Annotated in this window: 22 protein-coding genes; 20 read left to right on the plus strand and 2 right to left on the minus strand. The window is 40.6% G+C overall.

Annotated elements, in window-relative coordinates; translation table 11 throughout:
* Nucleotides 1–22: 22 nt before the first annotated feature.
* The 9 genes from paaD (at nucleotide 23) to paaX (ending at nucleotide 8175) form a co-directional block, all read left to right on the plus strand.
* A complete protein-coding gene (gene paaD / locus M2M59_RS03240) occupies nucleotides 23–523 on the plus strand; it encodes a 1,2-phenylacetyl-CoA epoxidase subunit PaaD (protein WP_256467907.1) in 501 nt (166 codons plus the stop codon).
* Between the two features lie 19 nt (nucleotides 524–542).
* Nucleotides 543–851, plus strand: coding sequence for an EthD family reductase (locus tag M2M59_RS03245; RefSeq protein ID WP_249775507.1), 309 nt, complete (start codon nucleotides 543–545; stop codon nucleotides 849–851).
* Nucleotides 848–1624 carry an enoyl-CoA hydratase/isomerase family protein gene (locus M2M59_RS03250; protein WP_147194697.1) on the plus strand — a complete coding sequence of 259 codons (777 nt, stop codon included), beginning with the start codon at nucleotides 848–850 and terminating at the stop codon, nucleotides 1622–1624. Before M2M59_RS03245 ends, M2M59_RS03250 begins: the two co-directional genes overlap by 4 nt.
* A 12-nt stretch (nucleotides 1625–1636) precedes the next feature.
* On the plus strand, nucleotides 1637–2410 hold the full coding sequence (locus M2M59_RS03255) for an enoyl-CoA hydratase-related protein (protein WP_249775508.1): 774 nt from the start codon (nucleotides 1637–1639) through the stop codon (nucleotides 2408–2410).
* 14 nt (nucleotides 2411–2424) lie between these two features.
* Nucleotides 2425–3942: an aldehyde dehydrogenase family protein gene (locus M2M59_RS03260; protein ID WP_249775509.1), complete on the plus strand. Its 1518-nt coding sequence runs from the start codon at nucleotides 2425–2427 to the stop codon at nucleotides 3940–3942.
* Nucleotides 3943–4012: 70 nt separating this feature from the next.
* Nucleotides 4013–4885 (plus strand): 3-hydroxyacyl-CoA dehydrogenase, encoded by an 873-nt coding sequence (locus M2M59_RS03265; protein WP_249775510.1) that lies wholly within the window; start codon nucleotides 4013–4015, stop codon nucleotides 4883–4885.
* Nucleotides 4882–6087 (plus strand): thiolase family protein, encoded by a 1206-nt coding sequence (locus M2M59_RS03270; RefSeq protein WP_249775511.1) that lies wholly within the window; start codon nucleotides 4882–4884, stop codon nucleotides 6085–6087. The genes M2M59_RS03265 and M2M59_RS03270 overlap by 4 nt, the downstream gene beginning before the upstream one ends.
* Before the next feature lie 349 nt (nucleotides 6088–6436).
* The gene (locus tag M2M59_RS03275) at nucleotides 6437–7213 is read left to right on the plus strand and encodes an enoyl-CoA hydratase-related protein (RefSeq protein WP_249775512.1); all 777 of its coding nucleotides are present in this window, start codon (nucleotides 6437–6439) and stop codon (nucleotides 7211–7213) included.
* 71 nt (nucleotides 7214–7284) lie between these two features.
* The gene (gene paaX / locus M2M59_RS03280) at nucleotides 7285–8175 is read left to right on the plus strand and encodes a phenylacetic acid degradation operon negative regulatory protein PaaX (protein ID WP_147194679.1); all 891 of its coding nucleotides are present in this window, start codon (nucleotides 7285–7287) and stop codon (nucleotides 8173–8175) included.
* Nucleotides 8176–8310: 135 nt separating this feature from the next.
* On the opposite strand, the gene M2M59_RS03285 is transcribed toward paaX, so the two are convergent.
* Complete coding sequence (locus M2M59_RS03285; protein ID WP_147194676.1) at nucleotides 8311–8829, minus strand: gamma carbonic anhydrase family protein; 519 nt, start codon at nucleotides 8827–8829, stop codon at nucleotides 8311–8313.
* 80 nt (nucleotides 8830–8909) lie between these two features.
* Here M2M59_RS03285 and M2M59_RS03290 point away from each other — a divergent pair, with 80 nt between their 5' ends.
* The 9 genes from M2M59_RS03290 (at nucleotide 8910) to M2M59_RS03330 (ending at nucleotide 20160) form a co-directional block, all read left to right on the plus strand.
* A complete protein-coding gene (locus M2M59_RS03290; RefSeq protein WP_249775513.1) occupies nucleotides 8910–9920 on the plus strand; it encodes an NAD(P)H-dependent flavin oxidoreductase in 1011 nt (336 codons plus the stop codon).
* 204 nt (nucleotides 9921–10124) lie between these two features.
* The gene (locus M2M59_RS03295; protein ID WP_147194671.1) at nucleotides 10125–11480 is read left to right on the plus strand and encodes a sodium-dependent transporter; all 1356 of its coding nucleotides are present in this window, start codon (nucleotides 10125–10127) and stop codon (nucleotides 11478–11480) included.
* A 49-nt stretch (nucleotides 11481–11529) separates the two neighbouring features.
* Nucleotides 11530–11985, plus strand: a complete 456-nt coding sequence (locus M2M59_RS03300; protein ID WP_066784673.1) for an Lrp/AsnC family transcriptional regulator — start codon at nucleotides 11530–11532, stop codon at nucleotides 11983–11985.
* A 280-nt stretch (nucleotides 11986–12265) separates the two neighbouring features.
* Nucleotides 12266–13408, plus strand: a complete 1143-nt coding sequence (locus tag M2M59_RS03305) for a Leu/Phe/Val dehydrogenase (protein ID WP_249775514.1) — start codon at nucleotides 12266–12268, stop codon at nucleotides 13406–13408.
* Between the two features lie 20 nt (nucleotides 13409–13428).
* Nucleotides 13429–14484, plus strand: coding sequence for a pyruvate dehydrogenase (acetyl-transferring) E1 component subunit alpha (gene pdhA / locus M2M59_RS03310; RefSeq protein WP_249775515.1), 1056 nt, complete (start codon nucleotides 13429–13431; stop codon nucleotides 14482–14484).
* A 12-nt stretch (nucleotides 14485–14496) separates the two neighbouring features.
* Nucleotides 14497–15510, plus strand: a complete 1014-nt coding sequence (locus M2M59_RS03315) for an alpha-ketoacid dehydrogenase subunit beta (protein WP_249775973.1) — start codon at nucleotides 14497–14499, stop codon at nucleotides 15508–15510.
* 90 nt (nucleotides 15511–15600) lie between these two features.
* On the plus strand, nucleotides 15601–16821 hold the full coding sequence (locus M2M59_RS03320; RefSeq protein ID WP_249775516.1) for a dihydrolipoamide acetyltransferase family protein: 1221 nt from the start codon (nucleotides 15601–15603) through the stop codon (nucleotides 16819–16821).
* On the plus strand, nucleotides 16822–18273 hold the full coding sequence (gene lpdA, locus M2M59_RS03325) for a dihydrolipoyl dehydrogenase (RefSeq protein WP_249775517.1): 1452 nt from the start codon (nucleotides 16822–16824) through the stop codon (nucleotides 18271–18273). It begins immediately after the preceding gene.
* A 321-nt stretch (nucleotides 18274–18594) separates the two neighbouring features.
* On the plus strand, nucleotides 18595–20160 hold the full coding sequence (locus M2M59_RS03330; protein WP_249775518.1) for a Vga family ABC-F type ribosomal protection protein: 1566 nt from the start codon (nucleotides 18595–18597) through the stop codon (nucleotides 20158–20160).
* Between the two features lie 367 nt (nucleotides 20161–20527).
* Here the strand turns inward: M2M59_RS03330 and M2M59_RS03335 are convergent, their stop codons facing one another.
* The gene (locus M2M59_RS03335) at nucleotides 20528–22219 is read right to left on the minus strand and encodes a methyl-accepting chemotaxis protein (protein ID WP_249775519.1); all 1692 of its coding nucleotides are present in this window, start codon (nucleotides 22217–22219) and stop codon (nucleotides 20528–20530) included.
* A gap of 407 nt (nucleotides 22220–22626) precedes the next feature.
* Between M2M59_RS03335 and M2M59_RS03340 the strand changes: the two genes are divergently transcribed.
* Nucleotides 22627–24723 (plus strand): methyl-accepting chemotaxis protein, encoded by a 2097-nt coding sequence (locus M2M59_RS03340; protein ID WP_249775520.1) that lies wholly within the window; start codon nucleotides 22627–22629, stop codon nucleotides 24721–24723.
* A 138-nt stretch (nucleotides 24724–24861) separates the two neighbouring features.
* A complete protein-coding gene (locus M2M59_RS03345) occupies nucleotides 24862–25203 on the plus strand; it encodes a flagellar protein FlaG (protein ID WP_066784695.1) in 342 nt (113 codons plus the stop codon).
* The last annotated feature ends 7 nt before the right edge of the window (nucleotides 25204–25210 follow it).

Below are 25210 nucleotides of genomic sequence, written 5' to 3' on the forward strand. Positions count from 1 at the left end.
ACATCAAAAGAGGTGATCACAGGTGGTATCACTTGAAGAAGAAATTCGACAAGAAGTATACGATGCGTTAATGGGCGTGAAAGATCCAGAAATCGATACAGTCAGCATCATTGATTTAGGCATGGTAGAGAAAGTGAATGTGGAAGGAAACAACGTGAACATAGTGCTCCTTCCCACTTTTCTGGGATGCCCTGCATTGGAAATTATTAAGAAAAATACAGTGAATGCAGTGAAAAGACTACCATCGGTGGGTGAGGTAGAGGTCGAATTTGTATTCCATCCACCTTGGACATCTGAACGTATTACAGAAGAAGGACACAAAGGGCTCCGCGCGTTTGGCATTGCGCCACCTCCGCAGCACTTTGAAGTAGATGGTTCATGGCATGTGGATTGCCCTTATTGTGGGTCTACTTATGTAACTATGGAAAATATCTTTGGGCCCACTGCCTGCAGAAGTATTTTGTACTGCAAAAGTTGTAAGAACCCGTTTGAAGCAATGAAACCAGTATCAACAATCATGTAAAAAAGTGGAGGGATTTAGAATGGCAAAAGTAGTGGCATTATACAAACAACCGAAAGACAAAGAGAAATTTGATGAGCATTATTTTAATGTTCACGGCCCTGTTACAGCAAAAATTCCAGGCCTTCGTGAAATGAAAGTAACGAGATTTACTAAAAATGTGATGACAGGCGGCAAACCAGATCTTTATCTCATGTGCGAAATGATTTATGACAGCATGGAAGATTTGAAAAGCGGCATGAAGTCGGATGAAGGGAAAGCTTCCGGAAAAGATTTAATGGGATTTGCAGGTGATCTTGTAACATTGATGATCGGCGAGGAAGTAGAATGAGTGCTTTTGACTGTATCGACACATTTATAACAGGCGGAACGGCGGTCATAGAGTTAAACCGCCCCCGCCAGTTAAATGCTCTTAATCGAAAAATGGTCAGTGAAGTCGTGGAAGCAATGGAGTCATTTGACCGAAATGAAGAGGTGCAGGTGATTGTCTTAACCGGAAAGGGTCACTCTTTCTCAGCTGGCGCTGATATTGATGAAATGGCGGAGGATGATCCGATTCGGCTGGAATTGTTAAACCAGTTTGCCGATTGGGACCGGCTCTCACTCATAAAAAAGCCCATTATCGGAGCGGTGAAAGGGTTTGTATTTGGCGGCGGATTTGAGCTTGCATTATGCTGCGATCTTTTAATCGCGGCTTCTGGCACTGAATTTAGTTTCCCGGAAGTATCACTCGGTGTTATGCCTGGAGCTGGTGGGACTCAAAGGCTGACAAAGCTGGCAGGACGTACAAAAGCGCTTCAGTGGCTCTGGACAGGAGAGAGGATTCCAGCAGAAGATGCTTTAACACATGGTGTGATTAATCAAATTGTTTCCCCGGAATTATTAATGGAAGAAACATTAAAATTTGCGGCCAAGATTGCAAAACAGCCCCCACTTTCTTTACGTCTGATTAAGGATTCAGTCAATAAGGCTGTCGATTATCCACTATACGAGGGCATGCAATATGAACGGAAAAATTTTTATCTGCTTTTTGCTTCACAGGATCAGAAAGAAGGCATGAATGCTTTTGTAGAAAAAAGAAAACCAGAATATAAAGGTAGATAAGGAGCTGCATCTATGTTTGAAACCATTCATTATGACGTAAGAGATGGAGTTGCCTGGCTCACGTTGAACAGACCCGACAAACTTAACGCGTTTACAGCAAGGATGAACAGTGAAATCAAAGATGCTGTTAAGACAGCTTCACGAGATGAAGAAGTCCGAACAATAGTGATCACAGGAGCAGGTCGAGCGTTTTGTTCCGGCCAAGATTTGTCTGACGTAGATGAAACGATGGATCACGGAGATATTTTAAGATCGCATTACGGACCAATGGTAAAAGAGATGAGACGATGCGAAAAGCCAATAGTAGCGGCCGTGAACGGAGTTGCCGCTGGTGCTGGATTTTCTCTAGCGCTTGCTTGTGATTTTCGCTTAGTTTCTGAGAATGCTAGTTTCGTTAATGCTTTTATACATGTTGGGCTCATACCGGATTCAGGCAATCTATATTTCCTAACGAAGCTTGTAGGGGAAGGAAAAGCAGCTGAGCTAGCTATGCTGGGTGAGAAAGTACCGGCAGAGAGAGCTGTTGAGATTGGTCTCGCTAATAGAGTTTATACAGCAGAAACATTTACAGATGAAGTACACACATTTGCAGCCCGCCTCGCAACTATGCCGACAAAGGCAATGGGCTTAATCAAACGGTCACTGAAAGAGGCAAGCACACTTTCATTTGACGAATATCTTGAACGTGAAGCCCAAGGACAACGTATCGCTGGTTTGACAGCTGATCATCGTGAGGGTGTTGATGCGTTTATGCAGAAGAGAAAACCAGTTTTCCAAGGAAAATAAAAGGAGTGGAATAGATGTCAACAACTCAAGAAATTAAAGTGGAACAAGCAGCAATGAAACGAGATTTTTACCATTTAATCATTAACGGAGAGAAGGTAAAAAGCAGCAGTGACGAAACGATAAAAGTATACAATCCTGCAACCGGCGAATTGGTGGCTGAAGTAGCAAAAGCTTCAAAAGAGGATGCAGATCGAGCGGTATCTGCTGCACGCGAAGCATTTGATAACGGTAAATGGAAGAAATACCCTGTCGGCCGCCGTGCACAAGTATTGAATAAGATTGCTTCTACTATGCGTGCCCGTTTCAACGAACTAGTGGAACTAGAAATTCTTGATACAGGTAAGTCTATCCATGCTGCACAGGGACAGGTTATGCAAGCCATTGAAGATTTTGAATTCTACGCAGGCGCGATTATCGGCCACCGCGGGACGGTTAATAATGTGCCTGGGCAATTCCATAACTATACAGAAAAAGAACCTGTCGGTGTTTGTGCCCAAATCACGCCATGGAATTATCCAATGATGATGGCTGCATGGAAAGTGGCACCGGCGATTGCTGTTGGCTGTTCCGTTATTGTTAAACCTGCTTCTCTTACGCCGCTTACAACGATTATTCTAGGTGAAATTTGCCTAGAAGCAGGTGTTCCTGCAGGCGTTGTAAATATTATTCCTGGTTCAGGTGCAGAAGTGGGCGATTATCTAGTGGGTCATCCACAAGTGGATAAAGTTGCATTCACAGGTTCTACGCCAATCGGTAAAGACATTATGGCCAAAGCATCGCAATCATTAAAGCGCGTGACACTTGAGCTTGGAGGCAAATCACCTAATCTTGTCTTTAATGACGCAGACATTGATGCGGCAGTTGATGGATCATTGTTTGGTATTTTCTATAATAGCGGACAATCTTGCGAAGCACGTTCACGCTTGTATGTGCAAGAAGACATATATGAGGAATTCATGAGCAAGTTCGTCCAAAAGGCAAAAGCTATTAAACTGGGCGATCCATTTGATAAAGGTACACATATGGGGGCAATCATCGACCAACGTCAGCTTGACACAATTGACAGCTATGTAAAATCTGCGGTGGAAGATGGCGCAGAAATTCTTGCTGGTGGGAACGTGGCAAAACCTGAAGGCTTTGAAAATGGCTTCTGGTATGAACCAACTGTGATTGCTAATGTGAATCATGATATGAAAGCAGTAAAAGAGGAAATCTTTGGACCTGTTGTTGTTGTCATGAAGTTTAAAGATGAAAAAGAAGCGATTAAGCTGGCGAACGATACGGAATTTGGTCTCGGTTCTGCGGTTTGGACAAAAGACGGCGCCAAAGCAACACGTGTAGCCAATGGGATTCAAGCAGGTATTGTCATGGTCAACTGTCCATTTTCTGCATTTCCGGGAACGCCATTTGGCGGATACAAACAGTCAGGCTTTGGCCGCGAGTTAAGTATTGAGTCACTGGATCTCTATACAGAAACAAAGAGTATCCTATCTTACTATGGCAGCCGTCCCCTTAATCCATTAGGCGTTTAAGCTATTTATTGAAGACGGACAGGTGACCATGATCTCTTGTCCGTTTTCCTGCATAAAGGAGGAGAAAAATATGATCAACCGCATTGGCGTCATTGGTTCAGGTGTCATGGGTAGAGGAATTGCCTATGTTGGAGCACTTGGCGGATACTCTGTCACAGTTGCAGATGTAAGCGAAGAGGCATTGCATAATGCAAAAAAAGAGATTGAGACCATTTTTGAAAAAAGCATCTCCCGCGGACATATCACTGTAGAGGTAGCAGAACAGGCTCGTGGAAATTTACATTTTGAAACAGACTTAGCATTCGTCGCGACAGGGGCTGATTTACTGATTGAAGCTGTACCAGAAGTAGCAGCTATTAAGAAACAAGTATTTGAAATGATGGAGGAGCATGCCCAAGAGCATTGCTACTTCGCAACAAATACTTCTACTATGAGTCCGACAGAGATTGCTTCCTATGCGAAGCGTCCGGATAAAACGATTGCGATGCATTTTTTCAACCCTGTACATAAAATGCCTCTCGTTGAAATTATCCGCGGGCTAGAAACAAGCGATGAAACAGCAGCTGTGATTAGAGAAGTCGCTGAAAAAATGGAGAAGGAGACCGTTGTCATTAATGAATTCCCTGGGTTTGTGACAAGTCGGATCAGTGCATTGGTCGGTAATGAGGCCTTCTATATGTTACAAGAAGGGCTCGGCACGCCTGAAGAGATTGATAAAGCGATAAAACTTGGATTGAATTATCCAATGGGTCCCTTTGAATTAGTTGATCTTGTGGGCCTTGATGTCCGTTTGAACAACTTAAAGTATTTGCATGAAAAGCTAGGTGAAAAATATCGTCCTGCACCACTTCTTGAACAGTATGTGAAAGCGGGAAGGCTTGGCCGCAAAAGTGGAAGAGGCGTGTATGACTATACTGATCAAAAAGAACTGATAAAAAAATGAGAGAAGTCGTTATTGTAGATGCAGTCCGTACGCCAATTGGCAGATATAAAGGTTCATTAAAGGATGTCAGGCCGGATGATCTTGGAGCAGTTGTCATTAAAGCATTGCTTGAGCGAAACCCGACAATCCCTCCAGAACAGATTGAAGAAGTTGTATTAGGCAACGCGAACCAAGCTGGAGAAGACAACCGCAATGTGGCAAGAATGGCAGCCCTACTTGCAGGTCTTCCAGTAGAGGTCGGCGGCACCACGGTTAATCGCCTGTGCGGCTCAGGCTTAGATGCTGTGATGTATGCTGCACGAGCAATTGCAGTAGGCGAAGGAGATATCTTTATTGCAGGCGGGACAGAAAGCATGACACGAGCGCCATTAGTCATGGCAAAGCCAAATCAGGAGTTCCCACGGGGAAATATGGAACTGCAAGATACAACAATCGGCTGGCGTTTTACTAATCCTGTGCTACATGAAATGTATGGAACAGACTCTATGCCGCAAACGGCAGAAAATGTTGCGCAGCGCTATGCCATTTCTCGTGAGGATCAAGACGCATTTGCCCATGAAAGTCAGCAACGGGCCAAAAAAGCATTGGAAGAAAATCGTTTTACGGAAGAGATTGTTCCGGTTGTATATAAGGACCGCAAAGGAAGTGAAATGGTTGTTGACCGTGATGAACATCCGCGTCCAGAGACAACACTTGAAAAGCTTGGAAGGTTAAAGCCACTTTTTGAAGGTGGTACTGTGACAGCGGGAAATGCATCTGGGGTAAACGATGGGGCAGCTGCATTGCTGCTTATGAGCGCGGAAAAAGCGAAAGAGCTAAATGTAAAGCCGCTCGCCAAATATATAACAGGAGCTACAGCGGGGCTAGAACCGGCCGTTATGGGTCTTGGCCCAATTTACGCAACCCAAAAAGCACTTAGACGAGCAGACCTGACTGTAAATGATATCGGGCTTATCGAGTTGAACGAAGCTTTTGCTTCCCAGTCAATTGAATGCATTCGCCAGCTAGAATTAGATTCGAATAAAGTGAATGTCAACGGAGGAGCCATCGCTTTTGGCCATCCATTAGGTGCTAGTGGGGCGCGTATTTTGACAACGCTTCTTTATGAGATGAAAAGGAGAAACGAAAAATTCGGATTGGCCACAATGTGTATTGGTGTCGGTCAAGGCATTGCAGCTATTGTAGAAAATTATAATGAATAAACATTACAAATAAGCTGTCCCTTCAGATGCTATTGTTCTTTTTGTGAAATAAAAGGGCAATGGAAGAAGAGATGCACTGAAAGAGTAAAAGCGCAATTTTATTAGTATAGATTTGATAAGTAAAATTTAATTGAAGTGTGAGCAGCGGAGACTCCTCGGGAATTAGCGAGTCAGGTGAGTCCCCACAGGGAGAGAATCGAACGAGGAGACTCACCGCTCGCTCCCAGGAACGCGCAGCTGTTCACACTTCGTTTTCTTATCAAATTAGTACAATAAGAACTGTGGAGTTGAGACTTTCGGTGTCCTCGGATGAAGACGGACAGTCTTTTTAATAGAAAGGAATGGTAGTATGTCGACCGTATTATATACGAAGAAAAATAATATTGCTTATGTAACTATTAATCGGGAAGAATCTCTTAATTGTTTTAATTATGAGACTCTTAAATGCTTACAAGAAGTTACAGATGAAATTTCGATTGACCCAGAGGTTAAAGTAGTCATATTTACTGGTGCCGGCAATAAAGCATTTAGCGCAGGTGCTGATTTAAAAGAGCGCAAACATTTAACCGAAGCAGAAGTCCGACGAAATGTAAAAGCAATTCGCGATGTATTCAATGGCATTGCGAGCCTCCCACAGCCAACCATTGCAGCAGTCAATGGCTATGCACTGGGCGGTGGATTTGAATTGATGATTGCTTGTGACTTCCCCATCGCAGTAGAAGATACGCAAATGGGTTTGACTGAAACAAGCTGGGCCATCATACCAGGAGCAGGTGGAACACAGCGCCTGCCTAGATTAGTAGGGGAAATGAAAGCGAAGGAACTCATTTTTACCGCCAAGAAATTTTCAGCACAAGAAGGATTGTCCATGGGGGTTGTATTGCAAGTAGTGAAGAAAGAGGAATTAATGAGTACCTGTGAACAATTGGCGGTAGATATGATGAAAAATGGTCCTGTTGCTTTAAAACAAGCCAAATATGCTATCACACAAGGAATGAATACAGACTTACAAACAGGTCTGGCTATTGAAGCTAAAGCTTATGAACTGACGATACCAACAAGAGATCGCTTAGAAGCACTTCAGGCTTTTAGTGAAAAAAGGGAACCAGAGTATATCGGCAAGTAGGCATTCTATCAAATTAACGTTATAATAAGAAAATAAAGAAATGTCGAAAAAAGAAGAAAGAGAGGAATGAAATGGCGAATACACAATCAATGATTTTCACCATCTATGGCGACTATATTCGTCATTACGGAAATAAAATATGGATCGGCAGTTTAATTCGTGTATTGAAAGAGTTTGGACATAATGAGCAATCCGTTCGAGTTGCTGTCTCTCGAATGGTGAAGCAGGGCTGGATTGTATCCGAAAAAAAGGGGAACAAAAGCTATTATTACCTTACACCACGGGGAGAAGCGCGTATGGAAGAAGCAGCACACCGGATTTTCAAGTTAAAGGCACATTCATGGGATGGCAAATGGCGCATGCTGATGTATACCATTCCAGAAGAAAAAAGGTTAATCCGTGATGAATTACGCAAAGAGCTACTATGGAGTGGTTTCGGGAGCTTTTCAAGTGGCTGTTGGATTTCACCAAACGATCTTGAAAAAGAAGTGAAGATGCTAGTTGAAAAATATGAAATAAGCGAGTATGTTGATTTCTTTGTTTCAGATTACAAAGGGCCAAATGAAGACCGTGCACTTGTCGAAAAAAGTTGGCCGCTACAAGAGATTGAAGGAAAGTATGAAGAGTTTATTGCAACATATAGCAAAAGATATATTATCCACCAAAGTGCTATGGCAACTGGGCAAATGACAGATGCGGAATGTTTTGTTGCGCGGGCGAACCTAGTGCATGAATACCGTAAATTTCTATTTACCGACCCGGGATTGCCAAAAGAGTTGTTACCTCCTTTGTGGAATGGTGACCATGCCTCACTTCTATTCAGCCAATACTACAAATTACTGGCAGAGCCAGCCAGCCGATTTTTTGAAGAAGTATTCAGTGAGGATAATGATATGCGTCGTAAAGACAAAACGTATAATGCAGCGCATCATCCATATCTAGTCAATGAGAATCCAAAGTAAAACCCAGAAAACGAAAAGCTTTCTGGGTTTTCAATCTACTAGTATATAAAATATATCCAAGGCATCTTTTAACCCATTGGTTCATACTATTTACTACTAGCTGATAGTTAGATGTCTGTTGGGTGCTAACATAGTTTAATCTTGCTCTAAAGCTTTTCTAAAGTCATATCCTTTTTGCACATACGTATCAATAGACAACTGAATGAGTTCAAGGTCTTTGTCATTTAGTTCGCGGACCACTTTACCAGGTGAGCCAACCACAAGTGAACGAGGAGGAATTTTCTTGCCGCTCGGAATTAAAGTGTTGGCGCCAATAATGCACTCTTCACCGATTTCTGTATTGTCTAGTATGGTGGACCCCATGCCAATAATTGAACGTTTCCCCACCTTACAGCCATGCAAAATAACATTATGGCCAACCGTTACTTCATCTTCCACGACAACCGGAGAACCTTCATACAAATGTATGGTTGAGTTATCTTGGATGCTGCATCGTTTACCTATTGTAATGGAGCCTTCGTCGCCGCGAAGCACAGCATTAAACCAAATGGTCGATTCTGAGCCGACATGGACATCTCCTATCAGTTGAGAGCCAGGTGCAATAAATACATTTTCTTCGAGCTGCGGATTTTTCCCGTTAAAAGCAATAATCATAGCATACCCTCCGTTAGTAATTTTCTAAATTGTTTTTCTATTCTATTTATTATAACATAATTTCAAAGGGAGGAGAAAAAATGATAGATGTTTGTGAATTGCTTCAAATAAACTATCCTATTATCCAAGGGGGGATGGGCAATATAAGCAATGCCCAATTAACCGCTGCCGTTTCTGAAGCGGGAGGGCTTGGCACGATTGGGTGCGGTACTATGGATCCTGGTGAGGTAGAAAAGATTATTCTAGAAACTAAACAGCTTACAGCTAAAAGCTTTGCGGTAAATATAGCAATAAGCGTATCACCTCATACAAAAGATCTTATTGATTTGGTTATCAAGCATAAAATTCCGTTTGTTTCACTATCAGCAGGTAATCCAGCACCACTCATTCCACTACTCCATGAACATGGAATCAAGGTAATTGTACTTGTAGCATCTGTTAAACATGCACAAAAAGCAGAGGCAGCTGGTGCGGATATCCTTGTAGCGGAAGGATTCGAAGCAGCAGGTATTAACTCTTCTTTTGAATTAACTACATTTACACTGGTCCCACAGATTGTGGAGCATGTAAATGTACCGGTACTAGCTGCTGGTGGGATTGGGGATGGTAGAGGTCTGGCAGCAGCTCTTATGCTTGGCGCAAGCGGCGTACAAATAGGGACAAGGCTGATTGCAACAAAAGAGGCGCCATTCCATGAAGTGTACAAGAATCATCTTGTCCAAGCAGAGGATACAGAAACGATGATTTTGGGTCGCAGTGTTGGCAGGGTCAGACGGATTTTAAAAAATCCTTATGCAAGGCGCTTACACGAGCAGGAACAAGAGGGAATGACGTTAGATCAGTATACAGAATGGACTTCGGAAGATAAACATATACAAGGCGCGTTGAAAGGCGATATGGAAAATGGCTTTATTAACAGTGGCCAAATTGCAGGACTAATTGATGATGTACCGACTGTTAAGGAATTGTTCGAAAGAATGATGGAATCGGCAGATGAGCAGCTTAATTTTGCAGCACAAGAAGTAAAAGAAATCAGATTTCGTGCGGCGAAGCAAGGTGCGACTGTTATCCTTGGAGAAAAGGATATATAGTACTGATTAATCCTTACAAGGAAAATATCCCCTTGTAAGGAGCGGATTTTGTTGAATATAGGTGATAGAGTTTTCAGAAAATAATGTTGATTTTCATATAACGGGTTGATAAAATGTAGTTGGAAAAACGTTATACCAATAGAGGGGATTAAAAGAGAGAAGTGTAAGCGTTTTCCTGTTTAATAAATATGAAGGGGTGGAGTATTGGAACAGAAAGAACAATGGTCATCGAAGCTGGGGTTCATTCTGGCAGCTGCTGGTTCTGCAATTGGGCTCGGCGCTATCTGGAAGTTTCCTTATGTAGCGGGTACAAGCGGGGGAGGAATTTTTCTACTCATTTTTATTCTCTTTACATTGCTTGTCGGTTTGCCGCTTTTAATTGGAGAGTTCATTATCGGAAGAAGTACGCAAAAAGATGCAATAGAATCATATAAGGAACTAGCGCCAAACTCTTCATGGCATTTTATTGGAAGGCTTGGCATTTTTACATGCTTTATCTTGCTATCATTTTATAGTGTAGTAGGCGGATGGATCTTAATTTACATTTATAAAGGTTTTACCGGGGCTTTAAATGGTCTAACAGAAGTCCAATATGGGACTTTATTTGGCGAAACGATATCCAGTCCATTCCTTTCTATTTTCGGTCAATTTTTGTTTATGGCAATCACGATTTATGTGGTTTCACGGGGTGTAACAGCTGGTATTGAAAAGGCAAGCCAATTTATGATGCCGGCATTGTTTATTTTATTCCTGCTTATTATTATTCGTTCTTTAACACTAGAAGGATCAATGAAAGGACTTGAATTCTTTCTTAATCCTGATTTATCAAAGATTACTTCGGATACAATCTTATTTGCCATGGGGCAGTCATTCTTTACCTTGAGTGTTGGGGTATCCGTCATGGTCACATACAGCTCCTATTTATCTAAGAAGGAAAGTATCCCACAATCCGCTATTTCCATCGTGGTCATGAACCTGCTTGTAGCAGTGTTAGCTGGATTGGCTATTTTCCCTGCTGTTTTCTCATTTGGTCTGAAACCAGATGCAGGGCCAGTATTGCTATTTAATGTGCTGCCAACAGTCTTTAACCAAATTCCGTTTGGCATCGTCTTTTTACTTGCCTTTTTAATTCTATTTTTATTTGCCGCATTAACTTCTGCTTTTTCTATGCTTGAGATTATTGTGGCTGTACTAGCAAAAGGCGATGACAGCAAACGGATGAAATATTCATGGATCATCGGTCTACTTATTTTTGTTGTAGGCGTACCTTCTGCACTGTCATACGGTGTGTGGAGCGACGTATTGATTTTCAAAAAGTCTATTTTTGATGCGGCTGATTATCTTGTAAGTAATTTGCTTCTACCGCTTGGGGCTTTGTTGATCGCCATTTTTGTTCCGATGAAAATTTCAAAAGAAAGATTAGTAGAAGAGATTTCTTCTGGCTCATCTATTGGAAAGAAAATTTTTGCTACATGGTTCCTATTGATTAAATACCTTGTGCCTGTTGTGATTGTGATTGTTTACTTGGATGTTCTTGGCGTCTTCGACTATTTTTTTTAATAGAATAGAAGAAAGCTATGCGTAAAATAAAACGTTTGAGGGTGATAACATGGACGTGACAGATATTCAACTTTTGAAAATTCTTCAGGAAGATGGACGAATTACACTAAGCGATTTATCAAAAAAACTCTCCCTCAGCAGGCCAAGTGTAGCCGAACGTTTTACAAGGTTAACTGAAAAAGGAACGATCGACAAAATTGGAGCAAGAGTATTGCCTAATGCAGTAGGTCGAAACCTGCTTTTATTCATTCAGGTGAGTGAAGTAAAGGTTCTTTATGATGATTTTGAAGAAATGACTCGAAACCATCCCGATATCATTGAATGTCACCGTTTAACTGGCACTGTGAACTATTTATTGAAGGCAGCAGTCAATGATGTGGATCATTTAAATAAGCTTATTGATTATCTAATTCACTACGGTATTATCCATACATCGATCGTGCTAAAATCACCTGTTTCGGAAAAAATAGTTTTGCCATCAGCTATTGAGCAAGAATGGCCGTGAGCCTTTAAAATAAAAGAATAATAGACTTTCATTCGCGACCTCTTTCACTTTGGAAAGGGGTTTTTTACTGCAGTAAAAGGAATTTACAAATCGGAGTAATTGATCAATAAATATATTCATAATGTTAAAATATTTCAGAAAATTAGATCAGTTTGATATATATTTGTACACTCTAACCTTTTATAATTAAAGTTACATTTATTTATCTTCATTAGCACTATTTTGAAAGGGCTTACAGTGGAGAAGAGACGTCAACCATTCAATGAAAGCGGGGATAAAAATGAATCTGGTAGAAAAGAAATCAATAACAGAAGAATTTACGCTTTTTGAAAAAATGTCTAAACATGAACAAGTGGTCTTTTGCAACGATCCGGCATCGGGCTTGAAGGCAATTATTGCCATTCATAATACAACGCTTGGACCTGCGCTTGGCGGGTGCCGTATGCAGCCATATAACAGTGTGGAAGAAGCACTTGAAGATGCCCTGCGCCTCTCGAAAGGCATGAGTTATAAATGTGCTGCCTCAGACGTTGATTTTGGTGGAGGAAAAGCTGTTATCATCGGGGATCCGTTAAAAGATAAATCACCTGAATTGTTCAGAGCTTTTGGTCAGTTTGTTGAATCGCTGGGTGGCCGTTTTTATACGGGGACAGATATGGGCACAAATATGGAAGATTTCATTCATGCCATGAAAGAGACCAATTGTATCGTTGGTGTACCGGAAGCCTATGGAGGCGGAGGAGATTCTTCTGTTCCGACTGCAATGGGTGTTCTTTATGGCATCAAAGCAACAAATAGAACGCTCTTTGGTAGAGACAGTCTTGGCGGCCATACATATGCCGTTCAAGGCCTAGGAAAAGTTGGCTTTAAAGTAGCAGAAGGCTTACTGGAAGAAGGCGCTCATTTGATTGTGACAGATATCAACGAACAAAGCTTACAGGCGATACAAGAAAAAGCAAAAACTACGCCAGGTTCAGTTTCTATTGTGGCTAGCCATGAAATATATACACAAGAAGCAGATGTTTTTGTTCCTTGTGCCTTTGGTGGAGTTATTAACGATGAAACCATTGCACAGTTGAAAGTAAAAGCAATCGCTGGTTCAGCCAATAATCAACTTCTTACTGAAGAGCATGGAAGACAGCTTACTGAAAAAGGCATTCTATATGCACCGGATTACATTATCAACTCGGGTGGTCTCATTCAGGTAGCGGATGAATTATACGGTGTGAATAAAGAACGTGTACTTGCAAAAACAAAACATATTTATGATGCCATTCTTGAAGTATACCAGCAAGCAAGACTGGACAGCATCACTACGATGGAAGCAGCAAACCGAATGTGTGAGCAACGCATGGCATCCAGAGGAAAGCGAAACAGCTTCTTCACTTCTTCTATCAAGCCAAAATGGGCGATTCGTAAATAATTGTGTGCGAGGAGGGTACTATGGAGACTCAATTTCCGATCAAAAGAATCATAGATGATGAAGGAAACGTAGTGGACGCTTCCTATCGTGAACAATTGCATGAAGAGCTAGCAAAAGAGTTGTATTACCATATGAAGCGGATTCGGGCCTTTGATAGAAAAGCGATCAGCTTGCAGCGGCAAGGACGCCTTGGCACATATGCACCAATGGAGGGGCAGGAAGCTTCACAGGTGGGCAGTGCACTAGCACTGGGGCAGGATGATTGGATGTTTCCAACATACCGCGATCACGGTGCAAAGCTTACATTTGGCGCCCCTATGGTTGAGACCTATCTTTACTGGAATGGAAGAGCAGAGGGGTGTGTTCCGCCTGTAGGAAAGAATATTTTTCCGCCTGCTGTGCCGATTGCTACACAATTGCCGCATGCAGCAGGAGCAGCTTGGGCAGAAATGCGTAAAGGGACGCGGAATGCAGCCATTGCCTATTTTGGAGATGGAGCAACATCAGAAGGAGATTTCCATGAAGGATTAAATTTCGCCAGTGTATTAAAAGCACCTGTCTTATTTTTTAATCAGAATAACCGGTATGCCATATCGGTTCCGATTGAAAAGCAAATGAATTCTGAAACGATTGCTCAAAAAGCTGTCGCATATGGCATGCCAGGAGTACGTATTGACGGCAATGACTGTTTCTCTGTTTACTTTGAGGCTAAAAAGGCCTTAGCAGATGCTAGAAACGGTAGAGGGCCAACGCTTATTGAAGCGGTGACTTGGCGTACAGGTGCCCATACAACTGCAGATGATCCGTCAAAATATCGTCCGGAAGACCAAGGGAAAGAGATAGTAGATCCATTAGTGCGACTAGAGAGCTTTATGAAGAAAAACAGCTGCTGGGATGAGGCTTGGATTGTTGAGATAGAAGCATTAATCAAAGCAGAAGTAGAGACAGCTGTTGAAGAGATGGAAAGCTATCCAAAAGCAAACGTGGAAGATTTGTTCGACCATGTTTTCGCTGAAATGCCGACACAACTGGCTGAGCAAAAAGAATCCTATCTTGCACATTTGAAGAGGGGGTAATGGGCTTTGGAAATGGAAGTTAAGGAGATACAACGAGAAAATACGGCCACACAGCTTTTGACGATAGTAGGAGCTGTCAATGATGCGATGAAAACGCTGCTTGAAAGCGATGAAAGTGTCATGATTCTTGGCGAGGATATTGGAAAGAATGGCGGAGTTTTTCGTGCGACGGAAGGGCTTCAAGAGAAATTTGGTACTGATCGTGTTGTTGATACACCCCTTTCAGAAGCTGGAATTATAGGTACATCTATCGGCCTTGCAGTCAATGGATTTAAACCTATTGCGGAAATTCAATTTTTAGGCTTCATTTATCCAGCTTACGAACAAATTATGACACATGTCTCACGGCTTCGGATGAGAACTATGGGGCATTATACTGTGCCGATGGTTATTCGAGCCCCATACGGCGCAGGAATACGTTCACCTGAAATTCATTCTGATAGCACAGAATCCCTGTTCACACATATGCCGGGAATAAAGGTTGTTTGCCCATCTACTCCCTATGACGCAAAAGGGCTGCTGATTGCTGCAATGGAAGACCCAGACCCGGTATTAATGCTTGAGCCTATGAAGAGCTATCGTGCGAAAAGAGAAGAAGTGCCGGTTGGAAAATATACAGTTGAGATTGGCAAAGGAAAAAGGGTGAGAGAAGGTACAGATGTCACTCTGATTGCCTGGGGAGCTATGATGACCATTGTAGAAAAGGCGGCGCAGCAAGCCGAGAAAAAAGGAATCAGCTGTGACATTATTGATTTGAGAACACTCTATCCAATCGATCGAGAAATCATTGCGGAATCTGTACAAAAAACAGGGAGAGCTGTTATTGTTCATGAAGCTCATTTAACTGGCGGTCTTGGCAATGATATTATCTCTATTATTAACGATACATCTTTCTTATATTTGCGGGCGCCTATTGAGCGTGTTACAGGCTTTGATGTGCCAGTGCCTTTCTTTGCATTAGAGGAAGACTTTCTTCCAACGCCAGCACGTGTATTAGAAAGTATTGAAAAGGCTGTTCATTTCTAATCGTGTGGCTGAAGGCGCCAATTCCTGGCGTCTTCTATTTTTCTATAAAGAGAATAAATGCATTCTGATTTTTGAAATGGGGGAACGTCTATGCTAGAGGTAAAACTTCATGATATCGGAGAAGGAATGACAGAAGGTGAAATTATTCATTACCTTGTTAAACCAGGAGATCGGGTGATAGCTGACCAGCCGCTTGTAGAAGTGCAGACGGATAAGATGGTGGCTGAATTGCCCTCACCTGGAGCCGGTACAATAAAAGAAATTATTATTAGTACAGGCACAACAGTAGCTGTAGGTACGACGCTGCTTTACATTGAAGGAGAAGGAAGCTTAGAACCTGTTAGTGAAGGGAAGGCATCTGAAACTCCTAAAGAAGAAGTTCCGTTGCTATTAAAGGAGAAAAATGAGTTTGTTTCTTCGTTTAATCGCGTATTAGCTACTCCCTATACACGCAAAATTGCACGCGATCACCATATCAATATTGAAGATGTTACACCATCGGATCCCTCTGGAAGGGTAACAGAAGAAGATGTATACCGGTTTATGAAGGGAGAACAGTTAGCAGAGAAGGAAGCTGTATCGACTATTGTAGAGCCAGAAATCCTGGCAAAGCCAATATCGCCTGATGAAATTCCGTTCCGGGGTATACGCAAACAAATCGCGAAGAAAATGACAAAATCCCTCTTTACGATTCCACATGTGACCCATTTTGACGAAGTCAATATGACAAATCTTCTGAAGCTGCGGGAGGAATTAAAGAAGGAAGGCGTTCATGTATCGGTGCCTGCTTTCTTCATGAAAGCCCTGGTATTTGCTTTGAAAGATTTCCCTGTATTTAATGCGGAGCTTGATGAAGAAAACGATAGAATCCTGCTGAAAAAAGAGTATCATCTTGGCATGGCAGTAGATACAAAAGAGGGCTTAATTGTGCCAGTTATTCATCATGCTGATAAAAAATCAATACAACAGATTCATGATGAGATGAAATGCTTAAATGAAAAGGCGAAAGACGGTAAGCTTACGGCTGCTGATATTCAAAACAGCACATTTACTGTCAGCAATGTGGGGCCACTTGGAAGTACAGGAGCAACACCAATCATCAACTATCCGGAAACAGCACTAATCGCTTTCCATAAAACAAAAAAAGTGCCAATCGTGACGGAGAACGATGAGATTATTATTGGCCATGTGATGACATTGTCCATGTCTTTTGATCACCGTGTTGCAGATGGTGCTACTGCGGTTGCATTTACAAATCGTTTTGCTAGTTTAATTGAACAGCCAAACAAACTGATGCTGGAGATGATATAGATGGTCGTTGGAGATATCAGTCAAGAAAGAGATTTGGTCATTATCGGTGGCGGTCCCGGCGGATATAGTGCGGCCATTCGTGCTGCGCAGCTTGGTTTATCCGTAACGTTGATTGAACAAGAAAAACTTGGCGGCGTTTGTTTGAATAGGGGCTGCATTCCGTCTAAAGTGTTTACATATGCTGCGAAAAAACAGTCAGAAACTGGGCATATGAAAGAGCTAGGTCTTTTCGTTGGGGAAACATCATTTAACCTAAACAAGCTGCTTTCTTATAAATTGAAAGTGACTGAGCAACTCAGAAGTGGTGTAGAAACACTTTGCAAAGCCAATAAAGTAGAGATAATTAAAGGGAAGGCAGGATTGATTGGAGAAGATCGGATTGGTGTTGAAAATGGCCACCAATTTGATATTTATACGTTCAAGCAAGCAATTATCGCTACAGGTAGTAGCCCTGTGTTGCCAGAGGGATGTCCCAAAACCAATAAGCGTATGCTGCTTTCTCAGGAAATATTTGATTTGCAGGAGTTGCCCGAGCATTTAATCGTTTATGGCCATGATTATATATCGCTAGAAGTGGCTTCAAGCTTTCATGCATTAGGGGCTCAAGTGACAATTCTATTGGAAGACACAGATGATTTTATATTTGATAGTTCTATCACTAAGGAATTGAACAGGTTACTGAAGAAAAAGAAGATAAAGGTCTACAAAGAAGCGAAGATTTTGTCAGCCGAGGAAACAGAAGCAGGTATAGATGTAAGGTTCAGAACGCAAGGAAAAGAAGAGGATGTTTCAGGTACACATTTGTTCGCAGCAGGGAACAGGAAGCCGAATGTAGAGGATCTAGGGCTACAACGATTTGGTATCGAGCAAAATATAAATGGGTTTATAAAGATCGATCGAAATATGAGGACAACAGTTCCCTCTATTTACGCGATCGGGGATGTGACGGAAGGTCCACTTCTCGCAGTAAAGGCAATTAAGCAAGGCAAAGCCGCAGTAGAATCGATTGCTGGTGACAATCCGGAGGTAGATTTAGCATTCCTACCAACCATTGTTCATTCCATTCCGCCAATTGCTTCAGTTGGTTTGACTGAACAGCAAGCCCAAAATCTTGGAATCGATCTTCGTGTAAATCAATTTGCATTGGGGAGTAATGGCTATGCCATGATTACTGGCAATAAAGATGGCTTTATTAAAGTAGTGACAGATGCTTCAAATGACTTTATTTTAGGCATTCATATGATAGGAGAAGGAGCGGTTGAGCTATCAAGCACATTTGTTCAACTATTGGAAATGGCAGCGAAAGAAGAGGATGCAAAATTTCCGGCCTTTGCCCACCCTAGTATGAATGAAGCCCTGTTAGAAAGTGTGGAAGGGCTTATTGGCCAGGCAATCCATACTGTACCAAAGGGAAAAAGGCAAAAGGAAAGTTCCTTGAGCTTTATTAGGTAAAAGATTTTCCACAGAGGGTAAATTTCATTTGACAGAATTTTGCTCTTTGGTTTAAGATAATTGTAATTCAAACGGACGAGAGGGTGACCCAACTAAATGATTTACTAATCCTATGATTGAAAACACACAAATGAAGGTTTTAAGTAGGCGGACACCGCTTCTTTTTGATGCCTTCAATTGTCATTTTCAGAATAGGATTGTATTTCTATAGTTGGATTGAATGGTCTCTTTATAGGCTTATTTAATGATCCTCTATTTATGAATGCCTCCTATTCTGCATAAAATAGGAGGCATTTTCTGTCTCCAAAAGGAGATGAATTTATGCAGGTATTAAAAGCGGGACAAATAAAACATTATGTAAAAGATCGTTTGTTGTTGGATATTACAGAACTCGAGGTGCAACAGCATGAACGGATTGGGCTGGCTGGACCGAATGGAAGCGGAAAGACGACACTATTACAGATTTTAGCTCAGAAAATAACGCCTGATAATGGGTTTGTGCATCAATATGTAGAGTGTGAGTATATTCCGCAAATAAAGGTTGATGTCACAACCAAAAGTGGTGGAGAAGTCACACAAGAATATATTCAAAAAAGCCTCAATCGAAATTCAGGCTTACTGCTATTAGATGAACCGACTACTCATTTGGACCTTTCTCATATCAGCTGGTTGGAAAAAAGTATGAAAAGCTGGCAAGGAGCATTTATTTTAGTATCACATGACCGGACATTTTTGGATGCTCTCTGCACGAGTATATGGGAAATAAGAGATGGCCAGCTGACAAAATATAAAGGCAATTATAGTGAATATGTAAAACAAAAAGAAGTGGAAAAGAATCAAGAGCAAGCGGCATACGAAAAGTACGTAAAAGAAAAGAAACAGCTTGAAGAAGCTTTAATATTAAAAGAAGAAAAAGCAAAAAGAGCCACAAAAAAACCGAAAAAGCTGAGCTCCTCGGAAGCTAGAATTACTGGAACAAAGCCATACTTTGCAAAAAAACAAAAAAAGTTATATCAATCTGCTAAAGCCATTGAAACGAGAATAGAAAATCTTGAAAAAGTGGAAAAGAGCAAAGAGCGTGCCCCTATAAAAATGGATTTACCTCATGCAGATTTAGTGAATGGACGTATTGTCTTTCGAATAGAAAATGTGGAAGGGTCTTTCGGGGAAAGAAAGCTATGGAAAAAGGCAAGCTTCTTCATACGAGGCGGCGATAAATTAGCAATAATCGGAGCAAATGGAACAGGGAAAACAACGCTCCTTAAAAAAATAATGGCAAGAGATGCAGGCATTTCGATATCTCCCTCTATTCAAATGGGCTATTTCAGTCAGAAACTCGATATATTAGACACTGAAAAAACAATCTTAGAAAACGTGCAATCTACTTCTAAAAGAGGGGAAGACTTAATCCGTACAGTTCTTGCTCGCTTGCATTTCTATCATGATGACGTGTATAAACCTGTTGGTGTATTAAGCGGGGGTGAACGAGTAAAAGTAGCGTTCGCCAAATTATTTGTCAGTGACCTAAATACATTAGTGCTAGATGAGCCGACCAATTTCTTAGATACCGAAGCAGTAGAAGCTTTAGAATCACTCCTGCAAGATTATGAAGGCACAATTATTTTTGTATCGCATGACCGTCAATTTATTGAAAAGATTGCAACTCGAATATTGGAGATTAAGAAGCAGAAGATCCATATTTTCGAAGGTAGTTATCCGCAATATGTACAGCAACAAAAGCCTAAAAAAGATAATCCTAAGTCAGACCAGCTTCTCTTATTAGAGACAAAAATAACAGAAGTGCTCAGCCGTCTAAGTATTGAACCTTCTAGTGAATTAGAGAAGGAATTTCAAAGGCTGCTGAAAGAAAAAAGGGAATTAAACTAGCTCCGTAATAGGTAGTTCGACAAAAAAGCTACTATCAATCCTAACAAATTTTATAAAATATGTTTTAAGCCTGCGACAGCGGGTATATATAGAATACAAGGGAAAAACAATACTACAACGAAGGGGACTGATAGACATGAAGTGTTTAACAGCGACTGCAGAAGATGTATTGGAAAACACCTTGTACGGGGAATTTAGTTTCCGGGCGAAAGGAACACTCGTCCTGAACCGTTATATTTAGCGCTAGAATTTTTTTCTAGTAATTTCCCTTGACTCCCGCAACTAGTGGGATGAAAAAGGCGCTACTCAATCGAGTAGCGTCTTTTTCGTGTGTGGTGATATTTAAAAGTTATAAATCAATGATAAATTAGATTTTGAACTGGTTCACATGTTCTTGCAACTCTTCCGCCATCTTAGAAAGCGCCAAAGCAGAAGAAGAAATTTCCTCCATTGATGCCAGTTGCTCTTCAGAAGCAGCAGCCACGTGTTGAGTATTTGTCGCGGAAGTTTGTGCTATTTGAGCAATATCTTCCATAGTGGCGTTGATCTGTTCAGCGCCTGCTGACATTTCTTCAGAGATAGCTGTAGACTCTTCTATTTTGGAAGAAACTTGTTCTATTAATTTCACAATCTCTTTAAAGCCAGTTTCAGCTTCATGTACGACAGTCATGCCGACTTGCACTTCATGTGTTCCTTGTGTCATAACATCTACTGCACGTGCCGTATCATTTTGAATTTTGCTGATCAATTGAGCGATTTGGTCAGCGGATTGCTTGGATTGTTCAGCTAATTTTCGTACTTCGGCAGCAACTACTGCGAAGCCTTTACCATGTTCGCCAGCTCGAGCTGATTCAATCGCAGCGTTTAATGCCAACAAATTTGTTTGATCGGCGATTGAAGTTATCACCTCAATAATATGGCCGATTTCTTCAGAATGGCTGCCCAAGTTTTTGACGACTCTAGCAGAATCATCTACTACATCTGTAATGGTATTCATTTGGGAAATCACTTTTTTCAACGAGTCATGGCCATTATTAGCTTCTTTTAATGTATCGCTTGATAGTTCAGAAACTTGTGCTGAAGATTCGGCTACTTGTTGAATACCTACTGTCATTTCATTCATTGCACTAGAGCTTTCCATTGCACCTTGGCCTTGCAGTTCTGCACCGCTTGAAATTTCATGGATGCTCGTTGCAATTTGGTTTGTCGCCAGTGAAGTTTGTTCAGCGCTAGCAGTTAATTCTTCTGCTGAAGAAGCAACTTGGACTGCATTATTGTTTACTTTATGAATTAAACTACGAAGGTTATCGGTCATCAAATTGAATGATTGAGCTAAATCGCCAATTTCATCTTTATTTTTCACTTGAATAGGCTCAACAGTTAAATCACCGTCTGAAACGCGCGAGGTTGATTGTGCAATGGCGATGAGCGGCTTAGATATAAGACGGCCGATGAACCATGCGATGGCAATCGAAACTATGACTGCTATAATGCCAATTAGAATTAAAATATTTATTGTATGCATTACTGTATCTGTTGTTTCTTTATTTCCTTTGTCTAGAATATCATTTTGATAATCAGACAGTTTTTTTGATTGTTCATTAATACGACTTACAATATCTTTACCTTTTGAAGTCATCAAAAGATTTGCTTCTTCTGTTTTCTTTTGTTTTTGGAGCGCAATGATTTGCTCGGAGAGTTGATTATATTCATCTTCAATACTATTTAAATCACTTAACATTTTCTTTGCTTCGGGGATCTTAAATCTACTTTGTAGATTGTCATACTGGTTTTTAAAATCCTCGCGTGATTGCGTGTATTCTTGTAAAGCTTGATCGCCACCTAAAAGTAAGAATCCTCTTAAACTAAACATTTCTTGCTTCAACGCTACCTGTAAATCTTTAATATCTACAGCTTTCTGCGCTTTGTCTTGCAATAGAAAGCTATAACTATCATTCACTGAACGAAGTTGGGAAAAGCTTATTGCGACCATAGTAATTAAAAGTGCAATTACTACTCCGAAACCACCGAGAAGTTTTCGGTTAATGGTCCATTTCATTTTCATCATCCTTTTCTACTATGCTTTATAGCATATAATTTTAATTCTATTGGGAATTTGTTGTTTCTTTAAAACATCAAATCTTTTGACCTATATTATGCTTTATTTTGCTATGTACAAAGGTATTTATAATCTGTAAATACACCTTTTTCAATGAGAAAAGCATCTTTATATAGTTATTAAGTCAAATTGCCCAGCAACTTTTCTATTATAATAACATGTTATTAAATTTACAATATTTTTAAATTGAAACCTAAAATTTTTATTCTTTGGAATATTTCTGGAAAAATACTTATTACTTTTTACTATTTAGCAGGCATGGTAGAATAGTTTAACGTACCAGTCGCCTTTTGGGTATATTGGTCCAAATTGCTATACATAGCAGACAACTAGGGGAGAAAAAACACATGAAGAAGACCAAAAGTATAGGTTGGAGATTGTCAGGGGTAATTATAGGGCTGTTTCTAATATTGTTCCTGATATATTCGGTATTAGTAAGTATCAATTTATATCAAAAAAGTATCCAGGACTCAGAAAAATATGCAAAAGAGCATTCGAAGCTATATGCCGCTGAAGTTTCTGAACGATTTGAGGCCACAGAAGAAACAATAAAGGCGACAAAACATGCGTTAGAAGCACTTGCAAACGATCATAAACTTACAGCACAATCAGTTTTAAGTATTATGAAGCAAAACTTAGATAATACTTCGCAGCTTACCGGCATATCTATAATTTTAGAAAAAAATATTGCACCTAAAAAGAATTTAGTAGATTCGAAATTGTTGGATGAGAATGGGCGATACATTCCATACATGTTAAAAAATAATGATCAAGTTAACGTAGTACCAGCAGTCGGATATGATAATGAAGAGATAAGTAAATGGTACGCTATTCCCAAAAATGAAGATCGTACTGTATTAACGGAACCACAGGAGTTTAAAGTAGGAAATGAATCTATTTATGTGGCTTCTATAGCTACGCCTATTTATACAGAAGATCATCAATTTGCAGGTGTAATAACAGCTGGAATTTCAATGGATTTCTTAAATGAATTGGTTAAAGACATGAAGCCTGATGGAGGTTATGCGAGCATTATCACAGACAATGGGACTGTGGTAGCGAATAGTATAAACCCCAAAATCACTGGAACCAACATGGCGAATGCGATTAATTGGAAACCGGTAAAAAGTCAATTGACAAAAGGTGATATACCAAGTCTGTATGTAGATTCGAAGCAATTAAAAGAACAAGCGTTTAACGCATTTGCACCAATAAAAGTCGAGGGAGCAGATGAGGTATGGAGCGTGCAGTCGGTAGTTCCTAAATCAAGTATTCTGGCTACGTTTAAATCTATTTTAACTCTAACAATCATTGCAGGTGTTATTATCATCATCCTGATGGCGGCAGTATCGTTCTGGTTCATTCATCATCAATTGAAACCTCTTGCCAGCTTAAGAAAATCCATTGAAAAAGCAGCTTCAGGTGATCTAACTGAGAAAATAGATGAATCGCAAATACGTCCAGATGAAATTGGGCTTGTAGCTATAGCATTCAATGATATGTTAGACCAAACAAATGAAGTCATTGGCACGGTCAAAGAATCTACTTCGCGCTTGAATCAAACATCTACGAACGTGCATCGTGCATTTGAAGAGGTTTCAGCGGCGAGCGAAGAAGTGGCAGCAGCAGTAGAACAGATTGCGCAAGGTGCACAACAACAATCAATTGATGCAGAAAATACAAATCAGCAAATGGTGGATCTTTCTTCACAGATTGATGCGTTAGCAGCACTTTCTGCAAATATGGATCAGTTGTCACTGAAATCAGCTCATTCTACTAAACAAGGAATTAAGCAAGTAGAATTGCTTCGTAATCATCATGAAACCACTAACGATATGAACAGTAAAGTGGAAGCTCAAATTTCAGTTCTATCCCATAAGATGACAGAAATTAATGCGGTTATTGAATCCATCCAAGGCATTACAGCACAAACTAATTTATTGGCACTGAATGCGAGCATCGAAGCTGCAAGAGCAGGGGAGCATGGCAAAGGATTCGCGGTTGTGGCAGAAGAAGTAAGAAAGTTGGCTGAGCAATCACGTACAGAAACAGAAAGTATCCAGCATACAGTGAAAGAAATTTTGAATGAAACAGCTCAAACAGTTTCGCTGATTCAACATAATATAGAATTGATGGAAACCACCAATCAATCTGTCTCTGATACCGAGTCAACATTTATGGAAAATGCGTCAGTAACAAAAGAAATGGGCGGCTCCATTGAGCAATTGTCCAAGAAGCTAGAAGAAATGCTGACATATAAAGAAAGAGCGATGGAAGCAATCCGCAATGTAGCAGCAATTTCGGATGAAACGGCTGCATCAGCGGAAGAAGTGAGTGCATCTGCTGTCCAACAACAACAAGAAATGGAGCATGTGTCTACTTCTACTGAGCATATGAAACAAATTGCCGGTGAATTAGAAGATGTTATTGAACGTTTTAAATAATTGAACAGACAAACCGCCTATTCCTATTTGGAGGGGCGGTTTTTTGATTTCTTTCTAATGAACTATTGAAAAGCAAAAGACTTATCCGATATTAAAGGTAACTAATTATGCATGCTAATTGTAGGGAGGAATCTGTCTATGCGAATTGCTTCACAGATGCCGCCGGTCGATCCGGCTATAGCAAATACACCTTTAACAAAAAATGCGAATGAATCAACGGAAGAAAGTTTAAATCAAAACAAAGAAAATGACATACCGAAAGCCACTTTCCAGAAGGCAATAGACAAGTTGAATGAGTTCATGGAGGTACATAATAATAACTTGAAGTTTGTCTATCATGATGGATTGAAAGAGTATTATGTCAAAGTGGTCGACTCGAAAACAGATGAAGTTATTCGTGAAATCCCATCTAAACAAGTATTAGATGCTTACTATGAAATGCAAAAGATTATCGGAAATATAGTAGACGAAAAGATTTAAGGAGTGA

Origin of the sequence: Rummeliibacillus sp. G93, from assembly GCF_023515935.1 — a bacterium.
Lineage (GTDB): Bacteria > Bacillota > Bacilli > Bacillales_A > Planococcaceae > Rummeliibacillus > Rummeliibacillus stabekisii.